This is a genomic window from Desulfosarcina widdelii, assembly GCF_009688965.1.
GTDB lineage: Bacteria > Desulfobacterota > Desulfobacteria > Desulfobacterales > Desulfosarcinaceae > Desulfosarcina > Desulfosarcina widdelii.
In genome coordinates this window covers 2753405-2776210 of the sequence record NZ_AP021875.1, presented here as the reverse complement: position 1 = coordinate 2776210, position 22806 = coordinate 2753405, and the positions used below count along the sequence as shown (strand labels likewise).

The window sequence follows — 22806 nt, the reverse complement described above, 5'->3', positions numbered from 1 at the left end:
AAACGGAACCAGTGTTTACACGAACTAATTTCGCATGGGAAAGGCGCTTGCAGCCATCCGATCATGATTCGCGGTCGATCAAAAACCTCTCGATAACCGCCAGCACCTTATCCGTTGATTTCGTAGAGAGAATTTCTCCGGCCAGCACGTGACGGCCCGGGTCCCGGTTGCCCCGGAACAGAACCCGTTTTTTATATGGGCTGCCAAAGGCCCGGTAGCGTAAAAGGGCCAAAGAGACGTTAATGACCCGGTCCCAGGGGTTGACCATCATCAGCAGCGGAACGGCAACGGATTTCAGGTCCAGCTTCCAGGAGAGGCGCACCAGTTGCATCATCGTACCGATGGCCTTGATCGGGTATCGTACGGTCCAGACGCGGGCCTGCTCGGGATTCTGCACGCTGAAACTCCGCCAGCCGCCGAAAAAGCGTTCCATCAATCGCAGGGCCGGCGGCCAGAGGACTGCCGCGGCCAGCGGGTTTTTGGGCATGAAGTTGGGAGAAATGAGGATCAGGCTGTCCAGCAGTCGTGCCGCCGACGGCTGGGCGGCCAGCCAGGTGGCCAGGGTGCCTCCGGTGGAGGTCCCCACTAAAATGACTTTCCTGCCCAGCAAACGGCCGACAGCCAGGGCTTCCATAGCGTCGACCTGCCAGTCCCGGACCGTGGCGGTGGCCATGGCGGCCCCATCCCGGCCGTGGCCGGCGAGGCGGGTATAAAAGAGGTTGGCTCCCAAAGATTGGGCCAGGCGGTCGCACAGGGGCCAGGTTTCCATGCGGCTGGCCGAAAACCCGTGAAGGTATACGATGGCCAGGTCGCGCTGCCGGCGCCGGCTGCCGTACCAGACGATCTTTTTCTCGCAGTCCTTCCGTATGCCGCCGATCCGCGCTTCCGAAGCGATCAAATAATTGTCGAGAAGGTCGGTTCGATCCGGAATGACGGGCACGGCAGCAGGGCTCCTTTTCGCATGGGGTTGAAACGGTTCCTACCAACTAAAATAGGCGATTGTCGAGCTTGCCGCAGATTCAAGGCAGCTGCCGCGGCGCTATAGTCGGCTATGCGCCGTGGCGGCTAACGCCGAAGATGCGGTGAGATCGGTAATCCCGAAGGGTTTCGCCTTTTGAAACGGAAAACTACAAATAACGTCATGGAATCATGCCCTTCGTCTATTTTTCGAAAAAGGCGAAACGCCTACTTTAGGTACCAGAGACCGGTTGCAAGGGTCAACGTCTTCGGGTGCGGTGGCTGAATCAGTTGTCGAAGGCCACCGGCAGCTGCGCCGTGTAATTCAACGGTGCGTGGCCGGCAAGAAAAGCAGGCGTCTGGGAAAAGCGGCGATGGGCAAGGGGCACTTCGGTGTTGATGATCCGGGTGCCCGGAAGGGTGAACCCCGAACCCCATCGGGCAGGGGGCAGGGCGGTCACGATATCTTTGGGGTTGCATACATGGTAGATCGGCATCCCGGCCAGGGTTTCGGAAAAAGCCGCGTCGCCGATGCGCGGGGCGCCGAAGGTATAGACGGCCCGCGGTGGACGCAGCGAGGCGGCCAGGGTCGCCAGTGCCCCGCCCAGACTGTGTCCGGTATAGAACAGGGGAGCGTGGACCTCATCCAAAGCTTCCGAGATTTCATCCCGAAGCTCCATCAGCATGGTATTAAATCCCCGATGCACCCTGCCGCCGCGGCGCCATGGGGTCATGGCCATGTCCAGGTTGCCCAGCCAACTGGCCAGCCGTCCGACGGTTCCGCGAAACACCAACGCTGCGTAGGCGTCCTCGCCGTCCTCGACGGTTGTCACCAGGGCCCCCTGAACCGTGGGACCATTGAAAAAGCACCTTTCCACCAGCCCCACGGTTTCCAGGATATCGTTCCTGGAGGCCTGACCGGGATGGTGAAAACCTTCCGAGGCGTCCCGTCGATAGATCAGCCGGGAAAGTTCGGACAGCCACCAGGCATTGACCGGATCGAATCCCTCCGAACGCACACGAAATTCCATGGGGCGGTGATCCTTGAAGAAGTCTTCGGAATCTCCCGGTCGCAGTACGGATTGCCATGTGTGGTCGTAGGCCATGGAATTGCCTCTGTAAGCGGTTGATGATCGGACCATTCAATCATGCGTCGAACCCGATCTCTATGAGCAAAAAATAAATGGCACAAATGGCTCAGTCAACGGTTTTGTTAGAATTATGTTAGAAAAAAGTCAGGCAATGGTTAGCGGGGGCAGGGTGGATTTGTTGGCAAAACTTGCGTATAAACAAGAGTGATGAACTCGTAGAAAGGCGCGCGGGCAACTTGAAATTTATCGCTTTCCGTGTAGTGTGCGTAAGGGCGAAAAATTTTTCGTCCCTACACGGCCTTCGCGGGGATGATACCAATGTGGCAATTTCGACCCAAGGTGAACGTCAGATGACACCGAATCAAATCCTGTACCTGAGCGGCGGCGTTGCCGGTCTGCTTCTAATCGTGGCCATCGTGCTGATGGTGATCCGGTCCCGTCTGAAGGCCGATCTCGCCGCTGCGACCAAAATGGCGGAGATAGAGAAAGTCGCCCTGGAAGAGAAACTGGCGTCGGCCGCCAGGCAAATGGAGGCGGCCGAGACGGAATTGGCGGCGTACGAGGATCGGTTGGAGCAAAGCCGGGCAACCCGGGTCCAACTGGAAGCGGAAAAGGCGGCCCTGACTCAGACGGCGGCCCGGATTCCCGAACTGGAAACAAGCCTGGGAAAAAGTCGCGGCGAATTCGAGCGGCTTGCCGCCGTCAACCTCTCTTTGGAAAAAAAGCTGGCGGAGGTCTCCACCCAACTGGAGGGGGAGCGCCGGCAGGCCGAAGAGAAGATCGCCCTGCTCAACGACGCCCGCGAGCGGCTGACCAACGAGTTCAAGGTCCTGGCGGACCGAATCCTGGAGGAGAAGGGCAAAACCTTCTCCGAGCGCAGCAAGGTTCAGATGGATGGGTTGATCGGGCCGCTGCGGGAGCAATTGGGCGACTTTAAAAAGAGAGTGGAGGATGTTTACGACAAGGAGGCCCGCGACCGCGCGGCGCTGGTCAACGAAATCGGCCACCTGAAACGGCTCAACGAACGAATCGGCAAGGATGCCCTCAACCTGACCAATGCTCTCAAGGGAGACGTGAAAACCCTGGGCGGCTGGGGGGAGGTGATCCTGGAGAAGATTCTCGAAGCTTCGGGACTGGAAAAGGGCCGGGTCTACGACACCCAGGTGAGCCTGACCGGGGCCGGCGGCAGCCGCTACCAGCCGGACGTCATCGTGCGGCTGCCCGAGGGGCGGGACGTGATCGTGGATGCCAAAGTGTCGCTCAAGGATTACGAACGGTACCATTCATCCGAAGACGAAAATGTCCGTTCCGCCGCCATCAAGGCGCACCTGGCGTCGCTGCGCAACCACCTCAAGGGATTGAGCGAAAAGCACTACGAAGACCTGGAAGGCATCCGGACTCTGGATTTCGTGCTGATGTTCGTGCCCATCGAAGCGGCGTTCTTCGCGGCAATCGACCATGACCGCAACCTGATGACCGAGGCCTTCGAGAAAAACGTGATCATGGTTTCGCCGTCCACCCTGCTGGTCACCCTGAGAACCATTCACAACATCTGGCGCTATGCCGACCAGAACGCCAACGCCCTGGAGATTGCCCGGCAGGCCGGCAACCTGTACGATAAATTCGTCGGTTTCATCGAAGCCCTGGAAGAGGTCGGTCGGCAACTGGAGCGGGCCCGGCAGGCCCACCGTACGGCAACCGAGCGCCTTTGCTCCGGGCGGGGCAACCTCGTCCGGCGGGCCGAACAGCTCAAGGCCTTGGGGGTCAAGGCCAACAAGGCGCTGCCCGAGGCCTGTGCTGCCGCGCTGGAATCCGAGGATGCAACAAAAGGGACTGAAGACTCAGGGGGATAAACGATCAAGGAACCGGCGAAATCGGATTATTGAACCTAAATTAGGCGATTATCGAGCTTGCCGTAGATTCAAGGCAGCCGCCGTGGCGCTATAGTCGGCTATGCGGCGCGGTGGCTAACGCCGAAGATGCGGTGAGATCGGCAATCCCTTAGGGTATCGCCTTTTGAGATGGAAAACAGTACGCAAAATAGTGCAATCATAGTTTTTCTCTATTTTTCGAGAAAGGCGAAACGCCTATTTTAGGTTGAAATTAGCGGAGGCATTATGTTCAAAAAAGAGGATCAACTGACCGAACGCGAGATGATCGAAGGCGTGAAAATGGGGACCATGGTTCATGGAGAAAAGACCCTCATGGCCCGTTTCAGATTGACCGGTGGCAGCGACATCCCGGCCCACGAACACCCCCACGAGCAGACCGGCCTGCTGATATCAGGCCATATCGTCCTGACCATCGACGGCCTGGACCATGACGTGGCGCCCGGGGACAGCTGGTGCATCGGTTCCGGTGTTCCCCATGCCGCGAAGGCGTTGGAAGACTCGGTGGCCGTGGAAGTGTTCTCGCCGGTGCGGGAAGACTATCTCGATTGAAATGGCGTTATTTTAGTTGAAGGCAAGCTCCAATCCATTTTTTAAATCGTCTCCACATCGCCAATCAGCTTGCCTGCCTTCATCATCCAGCGGGACATGCCGACGCTGACGCCAAACAGGGTTGTCTGGATCAATTCGGTAATGTAGCCGAACTGGTCGAGGGTGTCGAAATAGGCAAAGCGGGTGATTGCTTTGCCTCGGGTTCTCAGGGTGCCGTGCTGCAAGGGCTGGAAACCGGACCGTTTGAAAATTTCGATCCGTTCGGATATTCCGGAAACGACGAAGCCGATGTGGTGAATCCCCTGGCCCCGGGAGTCGATCAATTCCGTGTAGATGTTGTCTTCCCCGCGGATGACCTCGATCAACTCGAATTGAAGCCCCCCGCTGTACCCCACGGCAATGTCCAGTTCGAGTTCGATGGGTTTGCCGCGGTAATGGATATCGGATTCGACGATTTTGGCCCGGTACCAGGGTCGGATGCCGAGCAGATTGTAATAGTGCGCGATTGCCGGGCCCATTTTTCCCACCACGATACCCAGTTGGCCCATGGCCGGCAGTTTCAGGTTTTTAAGAAGAGAATTATCAGTTGTGTTCATGGCATCATCTTTAATTTTTTCGAAAAAGGCGAAACGCCAGCTTTAGTCAAAGATAATCGCTTTCTACCCACTCCTTGATTCGCTGCATGGCCTGATCCTGGGAAATCCGGCTTTTCCACCCCAATTCCCGGCGGGCCCGGCCGGCGTCCACACTCAGGTCCTTTCCCATCACCCCGACAGACAACCGCGTCAAGGGAGGGCGGATACCCAATGGAGTCAACAGGGCTTCGCAAACGGCGCCCAGCGTCCATGCCATCCGGAAAGAGAGGTTGCCCCTGGGCGTTTTTCCGATCCATCCCCCGATGGTTCGCAGATACTCGCCCCAGGTAATGGGATAATCGTCGCGAAACAGGTAGGTCCTGCCGGCGGCAATGTCGGCCAGGCCGGCCAGGATCATGCCCCTGACGAGGTTGTCCACATAGACGAAGGCGCCCGGCACCCGCCCCTTGTCGATCAGGGGCAGCGGGCCGCGCCGAAAGGCATCCAGCATCTCCTTCACCCACACGCTTCCGGGGCCGAACACGTTGGCCGGCCGAACGATGGTATACGCCAGGCCGTTGGCGCCGCAGTATTGCTTTACCAGGTTCTCGGCAATGATCTTGGTGTCGCAGTAGGGAACGCCGCACATCCTGGTTGCCCTGTCTTCGTCGAATCCGGCCAGGTCCCGGTCCAGTCCGTAGGCGGCAACGGACGAACAGTAGACGAACCGCGACGTGTGCCCCTTGGATGCTTGAAGAATGTTGCGGGTGCCGTCCACCATGATGGCCTCGAACTGTTTGCGGGTTCCCCAGTCGATGGTGCGGGCGGCCAGATGAAAAACGATGTCAATGTCCTCGGCTGCACCGGCAAGGGTGTCGGGCGCGGTCAAATCCCCACGAACGATTTCGATCCCAGACGCCTCCAGGGTCTGACCATCTTCCCGGGGCATCAGCAGGCCCCGAACCCGGTGCCCTTGATGGGCCAGTTCCCTGGCCAGATGGCTGCCGATAAATCCGGCGGCGCCGGTAATCAGGATGTTCATGGCGACTCCTGCCAGTAAGGGTTCAGGAAGGCAAGGGGCGCGGGTACGGCCCCTAGCCCGACGGGCATCAGAAATCGGAAAGGTTCTGGTAGAACATGGCGGTGGCCGGGCTGTAGACCGTGGGGTCGGTGACCACATTGACGCAGGCCGGTTTGCCCGAGGCCAACGCCCGTTGGATGGCCGTAACGATCTCCTCGTCCTTGGTGACCAGTGCACCGAAGCCGCCCAGCCCCTCGACCACTTTCTCGTACTGCCGCATACCCAGTTCGGAGCAGGTGCAGCGATCTTCGCCGATGCTCATCTCTTGGGAGTGCTTGATCATGCCCCAGGCGCAGTCGTTGTTGACCACGCAGATCACGGGAATGTTGTGGCGCACCATGGTGTCGAACTCCATGGCGTTGAAACCGAAGGAGCCGTCGCCCTGCAGCAGGATGACCGGCTTTTCCGGATGGGCCAGTTTGGCGGCCATGGCAAAGGGGATGCCCGTGCCGATGCATCCCAGCAGGGCTCCGGCCGGGGACAATACGCCGGCCCGGTTGTCCGAGAGAAAACCGGCCATGCCGTAGTAGCTGGTATCCCCGCCATCGGACACGTAATAGGCGTCCGGGCCGACCGCTTCCATGATGCGGGCCACCAGGCGGAACGGGTGGATGGGATCGGACGGCGTGTTCTTCTGCTCGGTCTCCGTGGCCATGAACGCCCCGTAGGCGTTGCGGGCCTTCTCGATCCACGCATCGTGGCGGCCCGTTTCGACCAGGGGGATCAGGGCCTCGAACACCTGGCCGCAGTCGCCCACCAGTCCCACTTCCGAGGTCCGGTTGCGATCGATTTCCGTGGGATCGATATCGATGCGGACGACCCTGGCGTCGGGGAACAGCTTGGTGGCCTGCATGATCCAGTTGAAGCGGATGCCGGCGGCGACGATAACGTCCGCCTGGGGGGCCACGGCCGACACGCCCGTAAAGCCGCCGTCGTTGATGGACAGCGGGTGGCTGTCCGGCAGGACCCCGTGGCCGTTGTTGATCAAAGCGAAGGGAAAGCCGATTTTCTCGATGAAGGTTTTGAACTGCGGGTCGCCGTCGCTCATGCCGAGGCCGCTGCCGCCGATAAACAGCGGCATTTTGGCGCCGTTGATGATTGCTGCCGCTTCCCGCAGTTCCGCATCGTGAGGGCGGACCACCGTTTGATGGGTGCGCTTGACGGGAAAGCGAACCGCTTTCTCGTCCATGGAAGCAAAGAGAATATCCGGCGGAAGTTCGAGAAAAACCGGTCCGGGCCGCCCCAGAACGGCCTGCCGGAAAGCCGTTGCGAGATACTCGGGGATTCGCTTGATATCGTAGCAGGTGGCGCACCACTTGGTTATCGGGCGTACGACGTCGATCTGGTTCATCTCCTGGAGCGCCCCCGTCAGGTCGTCCCTCAAGGGGTGGCGGCCGCAGAGCACCACCAGCGGGGCGTTGTCCAGAAAGGCATTGGCGATGCCGGTCAGGGTGTTGGTGAACCCCGGCCCTGCCGTCACCAGGCAGACGCCGGGCTGTTTTTTGTAGATCGACCAGGCATGGGCCATCATGGCTGCGGCCTGCTCATGCCTCACGTCGATGGCCTGAATGCCATACTCGTTCAATCCGTCCAGAAGGTTTTCGATATGGCCGCCCGAAAGGGTAAAGACCTTTTCCACCTTTTCCACTTCCTGCATGTATTTGGCTGCGATGTGCCCGCCGTTTATCTGTGACATCTTGGGCTCCTTTTCAATCACGAAAGAACGAGTTTAGTAGCATCCTCGAACCACTGGGCGAAAAAGCTCATCCCGGCGATTTTCAACTTGCCTTCGGCCGCGGCATTGAACGAAGCGTCTTTCCGCTTGCTGGTCAACACCCGAAATCCCGTGGCCGCATCCAAAAAAATCAGGGCGACATCAAAATCCTCGCGGTTCCCCGCAAGCGAGGAGACCTTTCCTTTGTTGAACACGAACGACCTCGCCCGGCTGCCGTCCGCCGTCTTGATCAGGACGCGGACGTCGGCTTTACGGATAAAGCGCTTGAAGGGCCTGGAGACGATGGAGGCAATCTTCAGGATGTACCCCAGGGCGAAAAGAAGTAGAGAAAAATGCATGGACAGCTCCTATTTATCGAATGGTGACTCAGACAAACGACACCAGGGTTTTAACCGCTTTGTGCTTCCCCTTGTTCATGTTTACCGTGATCATTTCCATGTACGCGTCCAGATTGAAGATATGGGTCACCAGGGTTTGGGCGTCAATCCGACCTTCAGCCATGAACGCCAGCGAGATGTCGAAAACGTGGCGCTTTTCTCCGTTGTAGAACACCATACCGTAGCCGTATACGCCCTTGACGGTCTGGAGCTTGAGCCACAGGGGAGTCGGATCCAATTTTACTTCCTTGCCGATTCCCACCACGCTCACGGTGCCCAAGGCGGCCAGCATCCGCAGGCTCATGTTGAGCGTATACGAAACGCCTACCGTGTCGTAGATCCGGTTGAACCCGCCCATGAGAATTTTGCTGCCCAGCAGGGGCTTGTATGCCCTGGCACCGGTGATGTCCGCTGCCTTGCGGACCGCCTGCTTCCAGGGAAGGATCTTGCTGGCGCCCATTTTCAGGGATAGGTCTGCGGCGTGGGCCGAAGGTTCGATGACAAAGATGGAGGCCGTCGGCGCCAGCGCGCGGATGGACTGGACCACCAGGTTGCCGATGACCCCGCCGCCGATAACCAGGACCTTTTCGCCGGGTTCCGGCAGGTTGTCGAATACGGTCTGCAGGGCCACGGCCACCGGTTCCGTCATGGCGGCCGATTTCAAAGAGAGTCCTGTGGGCACGCGAAACAACTGGCTGCGGTGGGCCACCAGGAAGGGGGCGAATCCGCCGTTGATCATCCGGTTGATGCCGATGAACATTCCCGGCGCAAGGTCGCCTTCGGCCATGTTCTCGCAATTGCAGGATCGCCCCGCCGTGCAAGCGGGGCAGCAGGGGGCGATGCCGCGGGCTTCACACCCCAAAAAGGGGTTGAGGGTCACGATGTCGCCGACGTCGTAATCGTCGACATCGTTTCCCTTGGCGACGATTTCCCCGACGATTTCATGGCCGGTCACGCAGGGAAATGAGGTGAACGGCGACGCCGTGGGGGAGTCGTGCAGCAGCATGAGGTTGAGATCGCTCCCGCAAAAGCCGCAATAGATCGTCCTGATTTTCACCCATTCCTGCGAAGGCAGTTGGGGTTCGGGAACCTCGGCCAACCGTACCGTTTTCAACGGCCCTTTTAACAAGACGCGATTTCCCAAAAAGGGCGTCAGGCTTTTTGCCGCAATGAACTGGAGCGTTCCGACATTGAATTGCAGGGCCTTCATCTTGCCTCCAAAATGGGATTCAGTCGCTGACCGCCGCTTTATACGAATATTTATTCTTTTTTGTAAAGAAAAAAATTTATCAAATATAGAAATAGTTATATATAAAAATACGAATATAAATTCGTAAAAAATATGCATCCTTGAAAAGGTGGGGGGGAGCGTGTACAATTGATGGAATCGTACACCAGAATACGGGGAGCCAATGAAACGGTTGAGAACACCGAAGCAGCAACGCGGAATCAAAACCAAACAGCGGATTGTCAAAACGGCCCTTCGATTGTTTGCCCGCAGGGGAATCCACGGAACGAATTCTACGGAGATTGCTAAAAAAGCCGGCGTCTCCATAGGAAGTTTTTATTCTTATTTCAAAAACAAGCGAGCGCTTCTGCTTGAAGTGCTGGAAGACTATGTGGAGCAGCACTACCGCACGATATGGAAAAAGCTGAACGACTACAATGAAGACAGTCTGGTTCGGGAGAAGATAAAAACCATTGTCGATAGTGTGTTCGATGCCTACGACATCTCGCCGGATTTTCACCGGCAGACCCATGCCCTGCGGTATACGGACCCGGACATCAAACGCATCTACGACCGGGAACGCGAACGCGAGGTCGATCGGATTCGGCACCTGTTGGAGAAAAATGCCGACAGCTTGAAAAACATAACCGATTCCCAGGCGGCGGCCATGGTTATCCACAATGCCGTCGAGAACGTGGCCCACACGGCCAAATTCATGGGGTCGGACATCGAATCGGAGCGTCTGGCCGATGGCCTGGTCGATATGATTTGCGGGTTTTTGTTGGGAAGCGACCATGCCGGTAGCTGAATTTCCCGGATGGTGTAGGGGACATGAAGGCTACGATATGGGATCCGTCAATAGTGATACCTCAGTTGAGCAATATTAATGGCATCTTCTGAAACCTTGTAAACGAATCTGTGCTCGTCGCTTATTCGTCTGGACCAATAGCCGGAAAGTGCATGTTTCAATGGTTCAGGTTTGCCGACACCCTCAAAAGGGTTGCGTTTTGTCTCCTTTATGAGGGTGTTGATACGGCGAAGGATTTTTTTGTCAGTTTTTTGCCAGTATATATAATCGTCCCAGGCATGGTCTGAAAAGATGAGCTTCACTCTACAAGCTCCTTTTCGTTTCCTTTGCCATCTTCGAGTTGAGCGATAGATTCAATCAGCCGTCTAGTGTTTTTTGGTGACCGCAACAGATAGGCTGTCTCCTCAAGGGCTTCATAGTCCTCAAGAGACATGATCACCACAGATTCCGATGATTTCCGCGTTACAATCATCGGCGCGTGGTCTCTGCAAACGTTTTCCATTGTTTTCGCAAGGTTTTGCCTTGCAGTGGTATAGGTTATGGCTTTCATTCTGGCACCTCCTGTACAGCATATTGTACATGTCAGGATCGGGTTGTCAATATTTTTCGGCCCCAGCTTTTGCGAAACCACCAAGGAGGGACGATGAGCAGCTTTCATATTTGTTTCATGGAACAAAATGACCTTCAGGAATCGGCGAAGGTACTCAGCATCGCTATGCTCAACAATCCACACCACATTGGCATCTTTATGGGCAATGGCGAAAATGAACGCCTGCAAATCGAAAAAATTTTTTTTGAACTTTTCAATGACCTGCCCGGTATTGTCTTTCTGGCAAAGGAAAATGAAAAAATCATCGGTGTCATGAGGATGAATTCATGCACCGGCAAATCAAGTGACGATCCGGATATGTGCAGAGATGAAAAGGATATCAATTGGAGAAAATCCGTGTGGTTTAAGGAATGGGCGGCGCATGACCCGGTTGAACAACACTGGCATCTTGGTCCCATCGGCGTTCTGCCATCTCACCAGGGAATGGGGGTGGGTACCGAACTGATGCAGCGTTTCTGCAAAGAAGTGGACAACTGTTCGGCCAAGGCATACCTGGAAACGGATCTGGATGCGAATGTCCGTTTTTATCAAAAATTCGGATTTAAACTGATTTCCGAGTCGACCATATTCGATGTTGAAAATCGATACATGCTAAGAGATTCGCAAATATAAAAGAACTGATTGCAATCCCGACCATGTCATTTATCCCCTTGATTTCGCATACGAAATCGCTTAAAATCAATTTTTGAAAATCCCCAATCTTTTATATTTCTGTTCCTGTTGATCTGTATTTGTCAATTTCAGTAATTCTGGTGCCAATTCGCCGCTCACGTTATCGTGTTTTCGGGCGCACGTTAAACGTGTAAATTCTGTCCGCGTGACACGGACAAACGCATGTTGGTTTCGAGTAATACACAGAATCGTTGATATTGAAAAAGGGCAAATTTGCCCGAAAATCCCTCAATATTAACTTGTCAGGGGAAATTGACCTGATAATCAATGGTTGTTGCTAAAAGAAATGAGGCAGCATGACAAAGCAACGCATTGCCGTGGTGGGAGCAGGTATTGCCGGTCTCACGGCAGCCTATTTTCTTAAGCAAATGGGGAAAAATCCAGTTGTCTTGGAGAAATCGGACCGGGTCGGCGGCAGGATGGGCACTGACATTGTCAACGGCTTTACCATTGATTACGGCGCCCAATTCCTCATGGATAAATTTACATTGCAGCCCGAGCTGATTGAAAGGCTTGGTCTGAAACGGAAATTTATCAGGACGAGTCAGCATATTGGGATAGTAAGGGAAGGTAAAATCCGAATATTCTGCGCAGCGCATGCGTTGACCGCTTTGAAAACAGGGTTGCTGAGTCTCTCCGGGTGTCTTCGCTTTGTTTATCGTGGCTGCAGGCTTTTGGCCAGGACTAAATCAATTCCCCTGACACAATTCTCCGCATGGTCAGACTACGATGACATAGACGCGGATACCTGGAGCAACCGATACTTTGGAGAGGAAATTACCGATTACGTCATAGAACCGCCCAATGATGTATTTTACTACTATCAATCGCTCAGAGATACATCCAGAGTGGTGCCTATGTTTACAACTTCTTTGCTGTTCTTGAAAAGAGCGAAATACATGACGTTAACCGGCGGCATCAATGTTCTGCCTCAACGTATGGCTTCCGAATTGGACGTGAGACTGAATACACCGGTACAATCGATGTCAATTGATAAAACCGGCATAGAACTGAGCACGGACAATGAGCGAATCTTTGCTGACAGGGTCATACTCGCAACCACGGGATCGGTTTCGAGAAATTTATATAAAGAGCCGTCGGCCATTGAACGAGAGCTCTTAAACACGCCATACAGCTCCGCGATTGTTGTTGCCCTTGCAGTCAAAGACTCATTTGGCGTTGCACCTGAAATAGCTGAACTCTATGGCGTCCTTATACCGAAAAAGGAAAGAAGTGTTGTTAACGCAATAGCCAATGGAGATCTGGGAAAAAAAGACAAGAGCCGAGTCGCTAACGGCAAGTTGTTTATGGCTTTCTTGTCGGGCAAGGCGGGGTCAGAGATGATCGATTGGAACGACAAGGATATCCTCTCCGTTGTTCTGAAAGACATGGAAGAGTATCTTTGTGGCATTTCTACAAATCTGCTCTTTACGAAAATATATCGGTGGAAAGAAGCAGCGGCCATGTCACCTTTGGGAAGAAGCAAAAATGTTGCCCGCTACAGAAAGAACGTTAATGAGTCTACGCAGGTTTTCCTTGCAGGCGATTATATGGGGTTGCCCTGCACAGAAGGGGCGGCAGAGAGTGGAAAATGGGCTGCGGAGGCCATTTTCCAATTGTCAGACGGATCGTCTGGTAAGAATGCCAATTTTTAATCAGCAGTGGTTTTTCACTGTCTTCCGAAAACGAATGACAGGAGGTGGCCATGAGTGAATTCAAGCACAGTCTCGCCCGTATTGCCGTCTGGAATCTTGCGGGTTTTAATCCGTCTGACCAGGCTGCAGGCATTGACCCTGACAGCGATCGTGGGAAGAAACAGGCCGAGGGATTAGCGTTATTGGACGCAGAACTGGTGACGCTTGTCGAGGTCAGCCCGCTCAGCCATATTGAACGACTGGCCACGCTTTTAGCCGACGAATATGACGTTGCGTATAATTACACGATCCTGCAGCAGCCGAAGGGCCATATCCACATCGGCTTTCTGCACAAGGAAGGGGTCGAGGTCAGCAACGTCCAACTGCTTCCCGGCTCGGAAGGAGACTATGGGAATGGGCGACAGGCGATACAGGCAGATATCCAGATCGGGAAATTCAGGGCAATCCTGATCGGCGTGCATCTGAAATCGGGGAGGGAAGGCCCCCAACAAAAACTACGCGACAGCCAGTGCTTGTGGATCGGCCACCATATCGAACAGTTGCGGAAGACGCCGGGGCTGACTCAGCGCACGATTCTGCTGATGGGTGACTTCAACATGATCCCCGGACAGGATGTAAGCAACTTCCACCATCTGGGCGGAGACGACCTGATGGATTTTGTCTCGTGTTGGGATCTGCAGGACCGGTATTCACATATTCTCGACCAGGGGCGCGCGAATCTCCTGGATGGGTTTGCGGTATCGCGCACCTACTCGACCGACTATGTGCGCGGCAGCCTGCGGCTTTTCCCGATGCATTGGACGATGAACCTTGGACGCGAGGCGTTCAAAGATGACGTATCGGACCATTTGCCATTCGTTGCCAGTTTCCGGATATTTTAAAAAAGGCTTGTTCATTAATCCCAATTGAACCGCGCACTTTGCTCCCATGCTCCGCGTGGGAGCACCATTGGGCTTCATCCGATAGCGGCAGCGCCATTTACCACAGGCAGATTACCTTCCGTCCATCCCTCATTTCAGCCCGCAATTTCTCCATATGGCGAAGGGCAGCGAGGTCGCGTTCGAAATCCTCCACGGGAAGCGCAAGCCGCTTTGCAAGCTCCTGTTGATCGACGCCGCCGGTCTGCTCCAGGATTTGCAGGATTCTGGCCTGAACCTCGGTTAAATTCGTACCGGAATCCGTTTTTTCCGAGAAGGATTTGGCGCAGTACGCCGCCCAGGGATCGCAGGCCTTGGCCGGCGAAAGCACGGTCATGTAGCAATCCTCACATATCGTTTGGCCATTGAATTCCCGTTCGTCGTTTTCGGGGATGACCGCTTCACATCGGTCGCATTTCATGGTTCACCTCATCTTTTTTAGCGTTCCAGTAATTTCAACAGGGTCTTGACGGCCTTTGCGGCATGCCGGCGGATCCTTTCCGGCGACGGAGGCGCATTCAAGCCGGTCAGCACGGGCATGCGCAGGGAAAGCAGAACGGCAAGAAAGACATCGATTTCGAATTCGGCGTCATCGATCCTGAACCGTTCCTTGAAAAAACGGTTCAGGCGGCTTTTCGTCCGGCTGGGGCCCATCGCGTAAAAGGTGCGCGTGATCTCCGGTACCCTGGGGCCTTCGGACACCAGCAAGCGGATATTGGCCAGATGTGCCTTGGACAAATGCCTTGCGAGGAATCCGATCGCGAAGCCTTCCAGGGCTTCTGCCGGGTTTTCCAGATTCAGTGCCTCCAGGAAGTCGCTGCTTGCCTGCAGCCGCTGTGTTTCCAGGGTCGCCTTGAAGAGCGTCTCTTTTGAATCGAAATATCGGTACACTGTTTGTTTGGTGACGCCGGCTTTCGCTGCGATTTTATCCATGCTGGTGCCGATGAAGCCGCTGGATTGAAACAGTGCCTGCGCGGCTTCGAGGATGCTGTCCCGCTTCTGCTTTTTTTTCTGCTCTATTTTTTTCATCCGCGATGTCAATTTTCCAGTCCAACGTAAAAAATCGAAATTTTCACCTTATCGTCATTCCGGCGTAGGTCGGAATCCAGTAATCTCAATGGGTCTGGATGCCGGAGCAAGTCCGGCATGACGAATCTGGTACTTTTTACGAAACCATCAATATTTGAATCAAACATAATAGGGCGGCTTTTTGGTTGACAAAATTTCCCGACATCCCTATCTTGCAAAAAACATACTGCACGGTATGATTTTAGTCAAGGAGATCATCATGCACGGCAACAAATTCGATCCCAAAAAATTACAGCGCCTGAACGACCCGGACAGGCTCAAGGATATTCCGCCTGACATCATCCATGGCAAGCTGAACCTGGACAAAGCGGAAGTGCTGGTCGAAATTGGCGCGGGAACGGCCTTTTTCAGCAAGGTTTTTCTCGAGACGTTCGCGGCGGGAACCGTTTATGCCTGCGATATGTCCGAAATCATGATCCGTTGGATGGAGGCGCATGTAGTGCCGAAACATCCCGATATCGTTCCTGTAAAGAGCACCGAATCTTTCATACCCCTGGACGACAGCCTGGCAGACCTGGTGTTTATGATCAACCTGCACCATGAGTTGGAAGATCCCGCACGTATGCTCGAAGAAGCGCATCGGCTGTTGAAGTCCGGCGGAAAAATATTCATCGTCGACTGGTTGAAAAAGGAGATGGCCGAGGGGCCGCCCGTGAAGATCCGGTGGCTTTCCCGGGATGTAAAGGCGCAACTGATACAGGCCGGATTCGATAATGTCCGTGACGACAATGGTATGGCAAAACATTTTCTGGTTGTTGGGGAAAAGGGATGCTGCACCCGATAGGAACGCCGAGAGATCCGGTTCGACAGAAAAAAAACGGCAACACTTGAAAAACGAAACGCCTCATGCTTAAACGCTTCAGTACTCTCTGAATACGCCGATACTTATATACGGTACTTAAGCCCTGCACCGGCAAGATGGAGACATGTGCCGGGAGGAGAGGCTTTCTATTTGGGAGAAGGAACAAAGAACCAAGAGCTGACAGACAATGGCGGACCTCAAACCCTCGTTGGACACTTCCCGCATCATCCGAAAACTGTTGCTGGCGATAAAAAACAGCAACCTCTATCCCCGGGGACACAACATCCTGACCACCTGTGTCGCGGATTTATACCAGGAACTTCAGGCCTATCTGGAGCAATGCAGCCGTCTGGTAATCGGCGTTGAGAAAAATCGCCTGGTTTCCGACGGAAAAATTCTTCATGAAGGCGCCAAAAACAAGGAAAACATCGCTTTTCTGCTGCACCGCGACGGTGTCCAATGGATATCCTTCGAAGAAGGCCTGGCTGAGGATGAGCTCAACCAATTGCTGGACGTTTTCAACCGTTACCGTGTCCAGGAAGAGTACGACGGCGGAGATATGGTCACCGCATTGTGGCAGGCCAATTTTTCTCATATCAAACACGGAACCGATGGCCGGCTTTGGAACGACGAACCCATTCTGGACATCGCCGCCCTGAAGGTGTCCAGCACCGATTCATCCGCATCCATTCCTGTAACCGATGAACAGCAGCAGGCAGAGAGCCTGGCAGCGGCAGATAAATCCGAAATCCTGTGGAAATTGACGCAACGGGAAAAAGAGCTGACCCGTGATATGATTTCTGAGCAGGAGCATCGCAACGAAAACCAGGATGTATTCGACATTCTGCTGGTCATCCTGCTGGAACAGAATGAGAAAGAAGATTACGCAGCCGTATTGGATCTGGTTCGCGATTGTTTTGAACACACCCTTGCCCGGGGCGAATTCAAAGAGGCGCTGGTCTTTTTAAAAAAACTGAACATTATCTACCAGAAATATGAGGTGGACAAATTCTGGGCCCAGGCCCATCTCGACGATTTTTATATCCTCATCGCCGGTCAGCATCTTTATGCCGGGCTGCAGGAATTTATGCACAAAAACAAAAAGGCGACTCAGGAGCAGCTGCGCACCATCCTGCAACTGGTTTCCCTTTTGCCGCCGCAATGCATCCACTCGCTGGGCAGGCTGCTTCCCGAAATCGATCAGCCCCATTTTCGCAAAAGCATCCTGAAGGCCATCGGCATGCAGGCAACGAAAAACTTCGGTCCGCTGGCATCGCTTGCCGGAAACGAAGACCCGGCCATCGCGGTGCCCGTGATTGGATTGCTGGTCTACATCCGGAAACCGGAAGCCTTAAAGCTCTTAAAGCGCCTGACCCGATCGGAAAAGGAGAGAAGCCGCATTGCCGCTGCAAAGGCAATGGTTCGCCACCCGCTTGTAAAAATGGCGGACTTGAGGGACATCCTGGACGATCCGAATCCGGACATTGTCAAACTGGGTCTGAAACACCTCGGCGGGCAGAAAAACAACGAGGCTGAGCGGCTGATCTCGGACCGGCTGCTATCCCGCAAATATTGCAAACAGTGCGGCGACTTGCTGCTTGACCTGTATGATGCCCTTGGCTGCTGCGGATCGGAGCAATCCGTCACTTTGCTAAAGAAACGACTGTTCAGGGTAAAGCTGATTCCGAGTTCGAGCGAATGGAAACATCGGATCGGCGCGGCCGTCGCGCTGTTTCGGCTGAACAACCAACCGTCGCGCAAGCTTCTGGCCAAGGCGTCGAAAAGCCTTCGTTTCCGTGTAAGAAAAGCGTACAACCAGGCAAGGGAGATGAGCATTGCCCCTTCAGCCCGATAACTCCACAAACGACGAGGAAATCCGCAAAAAGAGGCTTCTTGGGGAAAGCATCCTGGTCTTGTTCAACAAGCTTCTCCACACGGCCAAAATCCACGAGGAAACCAACGCCCTGTGCGTAAGCGTGTGCCGCCAGTTCAAAAAAGAAGCCGAACCCCTGTTGCGTGAATACGGGGAGCTCAGCATCGAGGCCAAGCACAGCCGGCTGTTTATCCAGGGCGAGAAATTGCTGCACCGGCCGGAAACGTCAGCGGTGACATTCAGCCTCCTCGAGCTTTTCGAAACATTGGGTGTCTACGGCTTCTCGATAAATACAAAGCTTCTGGCTGCCGAGGAAAAAGAACTTTACCGGTTTGCGCACGCGGTCAACGAGGCCCTTTCCGCTTCCGATCCGAAAAAAGAGCTGCTGACGGTTATGGAGGCCGGCCGGTTTTCCTGGATCCAAACCCTGTTCGAAACACAGCTCGAGGGAGAAAACGACGGCAAATCCAATAAAAATGAAGCGATTCGTGTATACTCGTATGCGTACAACTCCATCATTGAGGTTGGAAAACAGCTGGCCGAAGAGAGGAGTTTCGGGACGCGCAAGGCCATGCGGTCCCTCCAGAGCCTGGTGGATATCATCCGCGAGGACGTGAGCATCGTGCTGGGTCTCAGCACCATCAAGGATTTCGACGATTATACCTACACGCACTCCGTGAATGTGAGCATCCTGGCCATGAGCCTGGGAAATGCCATCGGGCTGTCCCGTGTTTCACTGATGCTGCTCGGGATGTGTGCGTTGTTCCACGATTTGGGGAAGATCGACGTCAATGTAGATATTCTGAACAAGCCCGGAAAACTGACCGAAACGGAATTCAAACATATTCAAAAACATTCGCTGAACAGCGTCCGCAGGATTATTCATCTGGATGCCTTTCGGGATCTGATCAGCAGGCTGATTCTCCCGCCCTTCGAACACCATTTGAAATATGACCTTTCCGGTTATCCGAGTGTAAAATGGTCCCGGCCGATCAGCCTGTTCGGGCGGATCATCGCCATCTGCGATGTTTACGATGCCCTGACCGCCCCGCGTGTCTATCGGCCGGTTGCCATCAGTCCGGACCGCGCCCTGGGGATCATGATGGAAAATTCGGGCAAGGATTTCGATCCCACCCTTCTGAAGTGGTTTGTTAACATGGTGGGCGTTTACCCGGTAGGCACGCTGTTGAAAATCGACACGGGGGAAATCGCCCTGGTCGCAAAAGGCAACTCCCAGGGAGATGCCCGCCGCCCCTGCGCCCTTTTGCTGAAGCCCGACGGCAGCGGCGGTTTCGTTTCCGGTAAAACCGTCGAGCTGCAGGACAAAGATCCCAGTACCGGTAAATTCATGAGAAATATCGTCAGCAGTCATCACGCCGCGGAGCTTGGGATCCAGCCGGCGCAATACCTTTATCCCCGCATAGCCCCCGACACGTCATTTATCCCCTTGATTTCGTAGATGAAATCGTTTAGGGTAAACTCTCAAAAAGTCCTGCCCTCTTTTTTTCTGTTCGTATTGATCCGTATTTGTCGGTTTTCCTAATCTCGGGGCAAATTGAAGCCCTCGTTATTGGGGACCATAGGGTCAGATCTTAATTATTAATTATTCGGCCATGAAAGTGTTTCAGACATTTGAAAATGTTTGGAAATAACACCCAAGGTGCCCTGAACAAGGTTTGTTAGAGGGAAAAACTTCAATTCGCGTCGTCATGAAAAAAGAGTGGAAAGACAGAGATTGGGTTCAATGGTTATCGGAAAAGCTTGAATTTCCCTTTGAGGTGGAAAGAGTGGATGATGATGACGAGTATGCTTTATATGGGAAATCAACTAAAAATGAACCTTTTGGAATAGGTCATGTTTTTAAAGCAGTCTCAGTTGAGGATCTGGATGATACATACGGTTTAATCCTCAAATGTAAAGAAGGCCGAAGAATAGGTTATGCTCCCTTACTAGATCTTGAGTTAACGGACAAGGATCACAAGAACAACGAGTACATAGATGAGTTTTTAACTTGGCATGCGGAGACTCAATGTTAGACAATACGAGTCGGAATTTGAAATGAAAAAATTTCTCATCATCATTGTAATTTGCCTCGGTGCATATGCCGCTTTATACCATTATCCCGGCAACCTGACGATAAGCTCAATAAAATCCCTTGTTCCGTTTCTTAATCATGAGCTTTCGACAAGTGATACAGCTTTAAAAAATGCATTTGACAATAAAATTAGCAATTTTCAAGTTGGCGGCTCCGGCAAGGTCATCAAAATTCTATCAGACGATAATGAAGGCCGCAGACATCAAAGGTTCATTATAAAGCTGAGTTCTGGTCAGACTCTTCTGATCGCTCACAACATCGATCTCGCTCAAAGAGTCAACAACCTGAAGAACGGTGATCATGTTAATTTTTACGGTGTATACGAGTGGAATTCAAAAGGCGGTGTTGTCCACTGGACCCATCATGATCCCAACGGCCAACATGAAGGCGGCTGGTTGAATCATGGCGGGAAATTGTACCAATAGAACATCAAGAAAAAGTCGATAATCTCAGTCGCATGGGAGCCAAAACCGGTGAATGGAAAACAGAGAATCCTGACGGCCCTTGAAATCAAAGAACCTGACTGCGTCCCCCTCTATATCCACGGCATCAACGAGGCGCCCATTATCGGAATCGGCAAACATCTCACCGACGGCCTTCCCGAACCCCGGGATTTCAGGCTCATGGATGACGAGGAAAAACTCAAGTTGGTCGATACCCTTTTCATGATCCATGAGACCTTTGACATCGACGGCATAACGACGTTTGAGATCGGCCATGAAAGCCGGGTCGATGACCTTCACGTCAAAGATGGATTCGGTGTGGTCTATAAACTGTCGAGCCATGGCATTCCCGTACCCGTCGGGCACCCGGTAACCACCCCGGAACAACTGGAAGCGTTCGAGCCGCCTGAACCCAAAATAGAGGATCTTGGACTTCTCTACCTGGCCAAAGAGAGATTCAAAGAACAGAAAGCGACCTTCTGGCTGATGCGAGGGACCTTTGTCCGTTCGTGGCGCTTGACGGGCCTGACCAATCTGATGATGAACATGATCAGCAATCCGGATTTCGTTCACGCCGTTGCCCGAATGACCCTGGATTTCAATCTTGCCCAGCTTGATCTGCTGGTGGAGGCGGGCCTCGATGTGCTGGTGGTTGAAGACGATATCGCCACGACGAATATGCCGCTGATATCCCCGGAGCATTTTAAATCTTTTGTCAATCAGTACAACCGGCAGATCGTGGAGAAAGCGCATGCAAAGGGCCTCAAAGTGGTCCGCCACTCCGACGGCAACCTTTGGCCCATCATGGACATCCTGATTGAAACCGGATATGACGGCATCAATCCCCTGGAGCCCCAGGCAGGCATGCACATGAAAAAGGTGAAAGACTACTGCGGGGACAAACTGTGTCTGCTGGGCAATATCGACTGTGTCGATCTGCTGCCCTCGGGCACCCCGGAGCAGGTCGAGCAGGCGGTCATCCAAACCATCGAAGACGGCGCCGAAGGCGGCGGGTTGATTCTCTGCTCTTCGAATTCATTGCATCCGGGCGTGAACCCCGAGAACTGCATGGCCATGTTCAAGGCTGCACGAAAACACGGGCGTTACCAAAGATGACCCAATCCCAATCCTGGAAAGTATTCTGGCTGCTGTTTCTGCTCTATATGTTCGACTACATGGATCGGATGGTTGTGGTGTCCCTCTTTCCCTTTTTAAAACAGGATATGGGCATAACCGATGCCCAGTGCGGCCTCCTGGTGTCCGCCGTTTACTGGTCGATTCTGATTGTCTCTTTTCCCGCGTCCGTCCTTGTTGACCGCTGGAGCCGGACCAGGAGCATTTCCATTATGGCCGCTATCTGGAGCATGGCGACGCTGGCCTGTGCATTCACCCGGACATTTTCCCATCTCTTTACCGCCAGGGCGGTTATCGGTGTGGGTGAAGCCGGATATGCCCCGGGCGGGACGGCCATGCTTTCCAACTACTTCCCACAGGAGAAAAGGGCCCGGATTCTTGGCCTCTGGAATGCGTCCATCCCCCTTGGCAGCGCACTCGGCATTGGCTTGGGCGGCTTTGTCGCCCACCACTTTGGCTGGCGCCACGCATTCGGGTTGGTGGCCCTTCCTGGTCTGGTCCTGGCTATCCTGTTTTATTTCGTCCGCGATTACCCAACCGTGCGACTCACGAAGAAAGCGCTGTCCGGCGAAGAGACAAAACTGCGGTTCAGCGACCTGACAAGGCAGTTCACCCATAACAGAACCCTGGTTTGCAACAATCTGGCCTTCGCCCTGAATGTGTTTGTCACAACCTCCCTTCTGACCTGGCTGCCCACCTATTTTCACCGCTTTGACGGTCTGGCCATGGATGCAGCCGGCATGAAGGCCAGTTCCATCATGATTCTTGCCATTATCGGGGCTCCCCTGGGAGGGTACCTGTCCGATGCCTGGATGAAAAAGAGAGAAAATGCCCGCCTGTTGTTCCCGGCCGTGTCCTCCGTGGTTACCGGCATTCTGCTTTGGGTGGCCTTTACCTTCCTGCGTGGGAACGCCCAATATGGCGTCCTGTTTCTCATCGGAATCAGTGCCGTGGCGTTTGTCCCCTCCTGTGTGGCTGTGACCCAGGACGTTGTGCATCCGGGGCTTCGCGCAATTTCCTTGAGCCTGAATATCATCATTCAGCATCTGTTGGGTTCCAGCCTGGCACCGGTGGTGATCGGCAGGCTTTCGGATGCCTACGGGCTGGACAAGGCCCTGACATTCCTGCCCGGTTTTGCGTTTCTGGCAGGGGTGCTGCTTTTTGCTGGGTCGTTCTATTATAAAGGGGATCTTTTCACTTGAATTTTCCGTGAAAATCGGAAT

Annotated in this window: 24 protein-coding genes; 13 read left to right on the top strand and 11 right to left on the bottom strand. The window is 54.0% G+C overall.

Going from position 1 to position 22806, the window contains the following annotated elements:
- Window positions 1-61: 61 nt before the first annotated feature.
- Entirely contained in the window at window positions 62-940 is an 879-nt protein-coding gene (locus GN111_RS13040; protein ID WP_155304168.1) for an alpha/beta hydrolase, read from the bottom strand.
- A gap of 304 nt (window positions 941-1244) precedes the next feature.
- Window positions 1245-2063, bottom strand: coding sequence for a lipase family protein (locus GN111_RS13035; RefSeq protein ID WP_170302260.1), 819 nt, complete (start codon window positions 2061-2063; stop codon window positions 1245-1247).
- 335 nt (window positions 2064-2398) lie between these two features.
- Between GN111_RS13035 and GN111_RS13030 the strand changes: the two genes are divergently transcribed.
- Together GN111_RS13030 and GN111_RS13025 are read left to right on the top strand one after the other, a co-directional pair.
- Window positions 2399-3901 (top strand): DNA recombination protein RmuC, encoded by a 1503-nt coding sequence (locus tag GN111_RS13030; RefSeq protein WP_155304166.1) that lies wholly within the window; start codon window positions 2399-2401, stop codon window positions 3899-3901.
- A gap of 264 nt (window positions 3902-4165) precedes the next feature.
- Entirely contained in the window at window positions 4166-4489 is a 324-nt protein-coding gene (locus GN111_RS13025; protein WP_155304165.1) for a cupin domain-containing protein, read from the top strand.
- Between the two features lie 41 nt (window positions 4490-4530).
- Here the strand turns inward: GN111_RS13025 and GN111_RS13020 are convergent, their stop codons facing one another.
- From GN111_RS13020 to GN111_RS13000, 5 genes are all read right to left on the bottom strand, one after another.
- Window positions 4531-5085, bottom strand: coding sequence for a VOC family protein (locus GN111_RS13020; RefSeq protein WP_155304164.1), 555 nt, complete (start codon window positions 5083-5085; stop codon window positions 4531-4533).
- Between the two features lie 46 nt (window positions 5086-5131).
- Window positions 5132-6106, bottom strand: a complete 975-nt coding sequence (locus GN111_RS13015) for an NAD-dependent epimerase/dehydratase family protein (RefSeq protein ID WP_170302259.1) — start codon at window positions 6104-6106, stop codon at window positions 5132-5134.
- A gap of 67 nt (window positions 6107-6173) precedes the next feature.
- Complete coding sequence (locus tag GN111_RS13010; RefSeq protein ID WP_155304162.1) at window positions 6174-7841, bottom strand: thiamine pyrophosphate-binding protein; 1668 nt, start codon at window positions 7839-7841, stop codon at window positions 6174-6176.
- A gap of 17 nt (window positions 7842-7858) precedes the next feature.
- Window positions 7859-8218 (bottom strand): hypothetical protein, encoded by a 360-nt coding sequence (locus tag GN111_RS13005; protein ID WP_155304161.1) that lies wholly within the window; start codon window positions 8216-8218, stop codon window positions 7859-7861.
- 28 nt (window positions 8219-8246) lie between these two features.
- Window positions 8247-9467, bottom strand: coding sequence for a zinc-dependent alcohol dehydrogenase (locus GN111_RS13000; RefSeq protein WP_155304160.1), 1221 nt, complete (start codon window positions 9465-9467; stop codon window positions 8247-8249).
- A 202-nt stretch (window positions 9468-9669) separates the two neighbouring features.
- Here GN111_RS13000 and GN111_RS12995 point away from each other — a divergent pair, with 202 nt between their 5' ends.
- Window positions 9670-10293 (top strand): TetR/AcrR family transcriptional regulator, encoded by a 624-nt coding sequence (locus GN111_RS12995; RefSeq protein WP_155304159.1) that lies wholly within the window; start codon window positions 9670-9672, stop codon window positions 10291-10293.
- A 47-nt stretch (window positions 10294-10340) separates the two neighbouring features.
- Here GN111_RS12995 and GN111_RS12990 read toward each other — a convergent pair whose 3' ends face one another.
- Together GN111_RS12990 and GN111_RS12985 are read right to left on the bottom strand one after the other, a co-directional pair.
- Window positions 10341-10595 carry a Txe/YoeB family addiction module toxin gene (locus GN111_RS12990; RefSeq protein WP_155304158.1) on the bottom strand — a complete coding sequence of 85 codons (255 nt, stop codon included), beginning with the start codon at window positions 10593-10595 and terminating at the stop codon, window positions 10341-10343.
- Window positions 10592-10843, bottom strand: coding sequence for a type II toxin-antitoxin system Phd/YefM family antitoxin (locus GN111_RS12985; protein ID WP_155304157.1), 252 nt, complete (start codon window positions 10841-10843; stop codon window positions 10592-10594). The genes GN111_RS12990 and GN111_RS12985 overlap by 4 nt, the downstream gene beginning before the upstream one ends.
- A 93-nt stretch (window positions 10844-10936) precedes the next feature.
- On the opposite strand from GN111_RS12985, the gene GN111_RS12980 reads away from it, so the two are divergent.
- From GN111_RS12980 to GN111_RS12970, 3 genes are all read left to right on the top strand, one after another.
- A complete protein-coding gene (locus GN111_RS12980; protein WP_155304156.1) occupies window positions 10937-11515 on the top strand; it encodes a GNAT family N-acetyltransferase in 579 nt (192 codons plus the stop codon).
- A gap of 356 nt (window positions 11516-11871) precedes the next feature.
- Window positions 11872-13230 (top strand): protoporphyrinogen/coproporphyrinogen oxidase, encoded by a 1359-nt coding sequence (locus GN111_RS12975; RefSeq protein WP_155304155.1) that lies wholly within the window; start codon window positions 11872-11874, stop codon window positions 13228-13230.
- A 50-nt stretch (window positions 13231-13280) separates the two neighbouring features.
- Window positions 13281-14111 (top strand): exonuclease/endonuclease/phosphatase family protein, encoded by an 831-nt coding sequence (locus GN111_RS12970; protein ID WP_155304154.1) that lies wholly within the window; start codon window positions 13281-13283, stop codon window positions 14109-14111.
- A gap of 97 nt (window positions 14112-14208) precedes the next feature.
- Here GN111_RS12970 and GN111_RS12965 read toward each other — a convergent pair whose 3' ends face one another.
- Both GN111_RS12965 and GN111_RS12960 read right to left on the bottom strand, forming a co-directional pair.
- Window positions 14209-14568: a hypothetical protein gene (locus GN111_RS12965; protein WP_155304153.1), complete on the bottom strand. Its 360-nt coding sequence runs from the start codon at window positions 14566-14568 to the stop codon at window positions 14209-14211.
- 17 nt (window positions 14569-14585) lie between these two features.
- Window positions 14586-15176: a TetR/AcrR family transcriptional regulator gene (locus tag GN111_RS12960; protein ID WP_155304152.1), complete on the bottom strand. Its 591-nt coding sequence runs from the start codon at window positions 15174-15176 to the stop codon at window positions 14586-14588.
- 259 nt (window positions 15177-15435) lie between these two features.
- Here GN111_RS12960 and GN111_RS12955 point away from each other — a divergent pair, with 259 nt between their 5' ends.
- The 7 genes from GN111_RS12955 to GN111_RS12925 all read left to right on the top strand — a co-directional run bounded on the left by GN111_RS12955 (window position 15436) and on the right by GN111_RS12925 (window position 22785).
- Window positions 15436-16020: a class I SAM-dependent methyltransferase gene (locus GN111_RS12955; protein WP_155304151.1), complete on the top strand. Its 585-nt coding sequence runs from the start codon at window positions 15436-15438 to the stop codon at window positions 16018-16020.
- A 205-nt stretch (window positions 16021-16225) separates the two neighbouring features.
- Entirely contained in the window at window positions 16226-17893 is a 1668-nt protein-coding gene (locus GN111_RS12950; protein ID WP_155304150.1) for a HEAT repeat domain-containing protein, read from the top strand.
- Window positions 17874-19370, top strand: a complete 1497-nt coding sequence (locus GN111_RS12945) for an HD-GYP domain-containing protein (protein ID WP_155304149.1) — start codon at window positions 17874-17876, stop codon at window positions 19368-19370. Before GN111_RS12950 ends, GN111_RS12945 begins: the two co-directional genes overlap by 20 nt.
- Window positions 19371-19620: 250 nt before the next feature.
- Window positions 19621-19947, top strand: a complete 327-nt coding sequence (locus tag GN111_RS12940; RefSeq protein WP_155304148.1) for a calcium-binding protein — start codon at window positions 19621-19623, stop codon at window positions 19945-19947.
- Window positions 19948-19969: 22 nt separating this feature from the next.
- A complete protein-coding gene (locus GN111_RS12935; RefSeq protein WP_155304147.1) occupies window positions 19970-20431 on the top strand; it encodes a DUF3465 domain-containing protein in 462 nt (153 codons plus the stop codon).
- Between the two features lie 48 nt (window positions 20432-20479).
- On the top strand, window positions 20480-21565 hold the full coding sequence (locus GN111_RS12930) for a uroporphyrinogen decarboxylase family protein (protein WP_155304146.1): 1086 nt from the start codon (window positions 20480-20482) through the stop codon (window positions 21563-21565).
- Window positions 21562-22785 (top strand): spinster family MFS transporter, encoded by a 1224-nt coding sequence (locus GN111_RS12925; protein WP_155304145.1) that lies wholly within the window; start codon window positions 21562-21564, stop codon window positions 22783-22785. The genes GN111_RS12930 and GN111_RS12925 overlap by 4 nt, the downstream gene beginning before the upstream one ends.
- The last annotated feature ends 21 nt before the right edge of the window (window positions 22786-22806 follow it).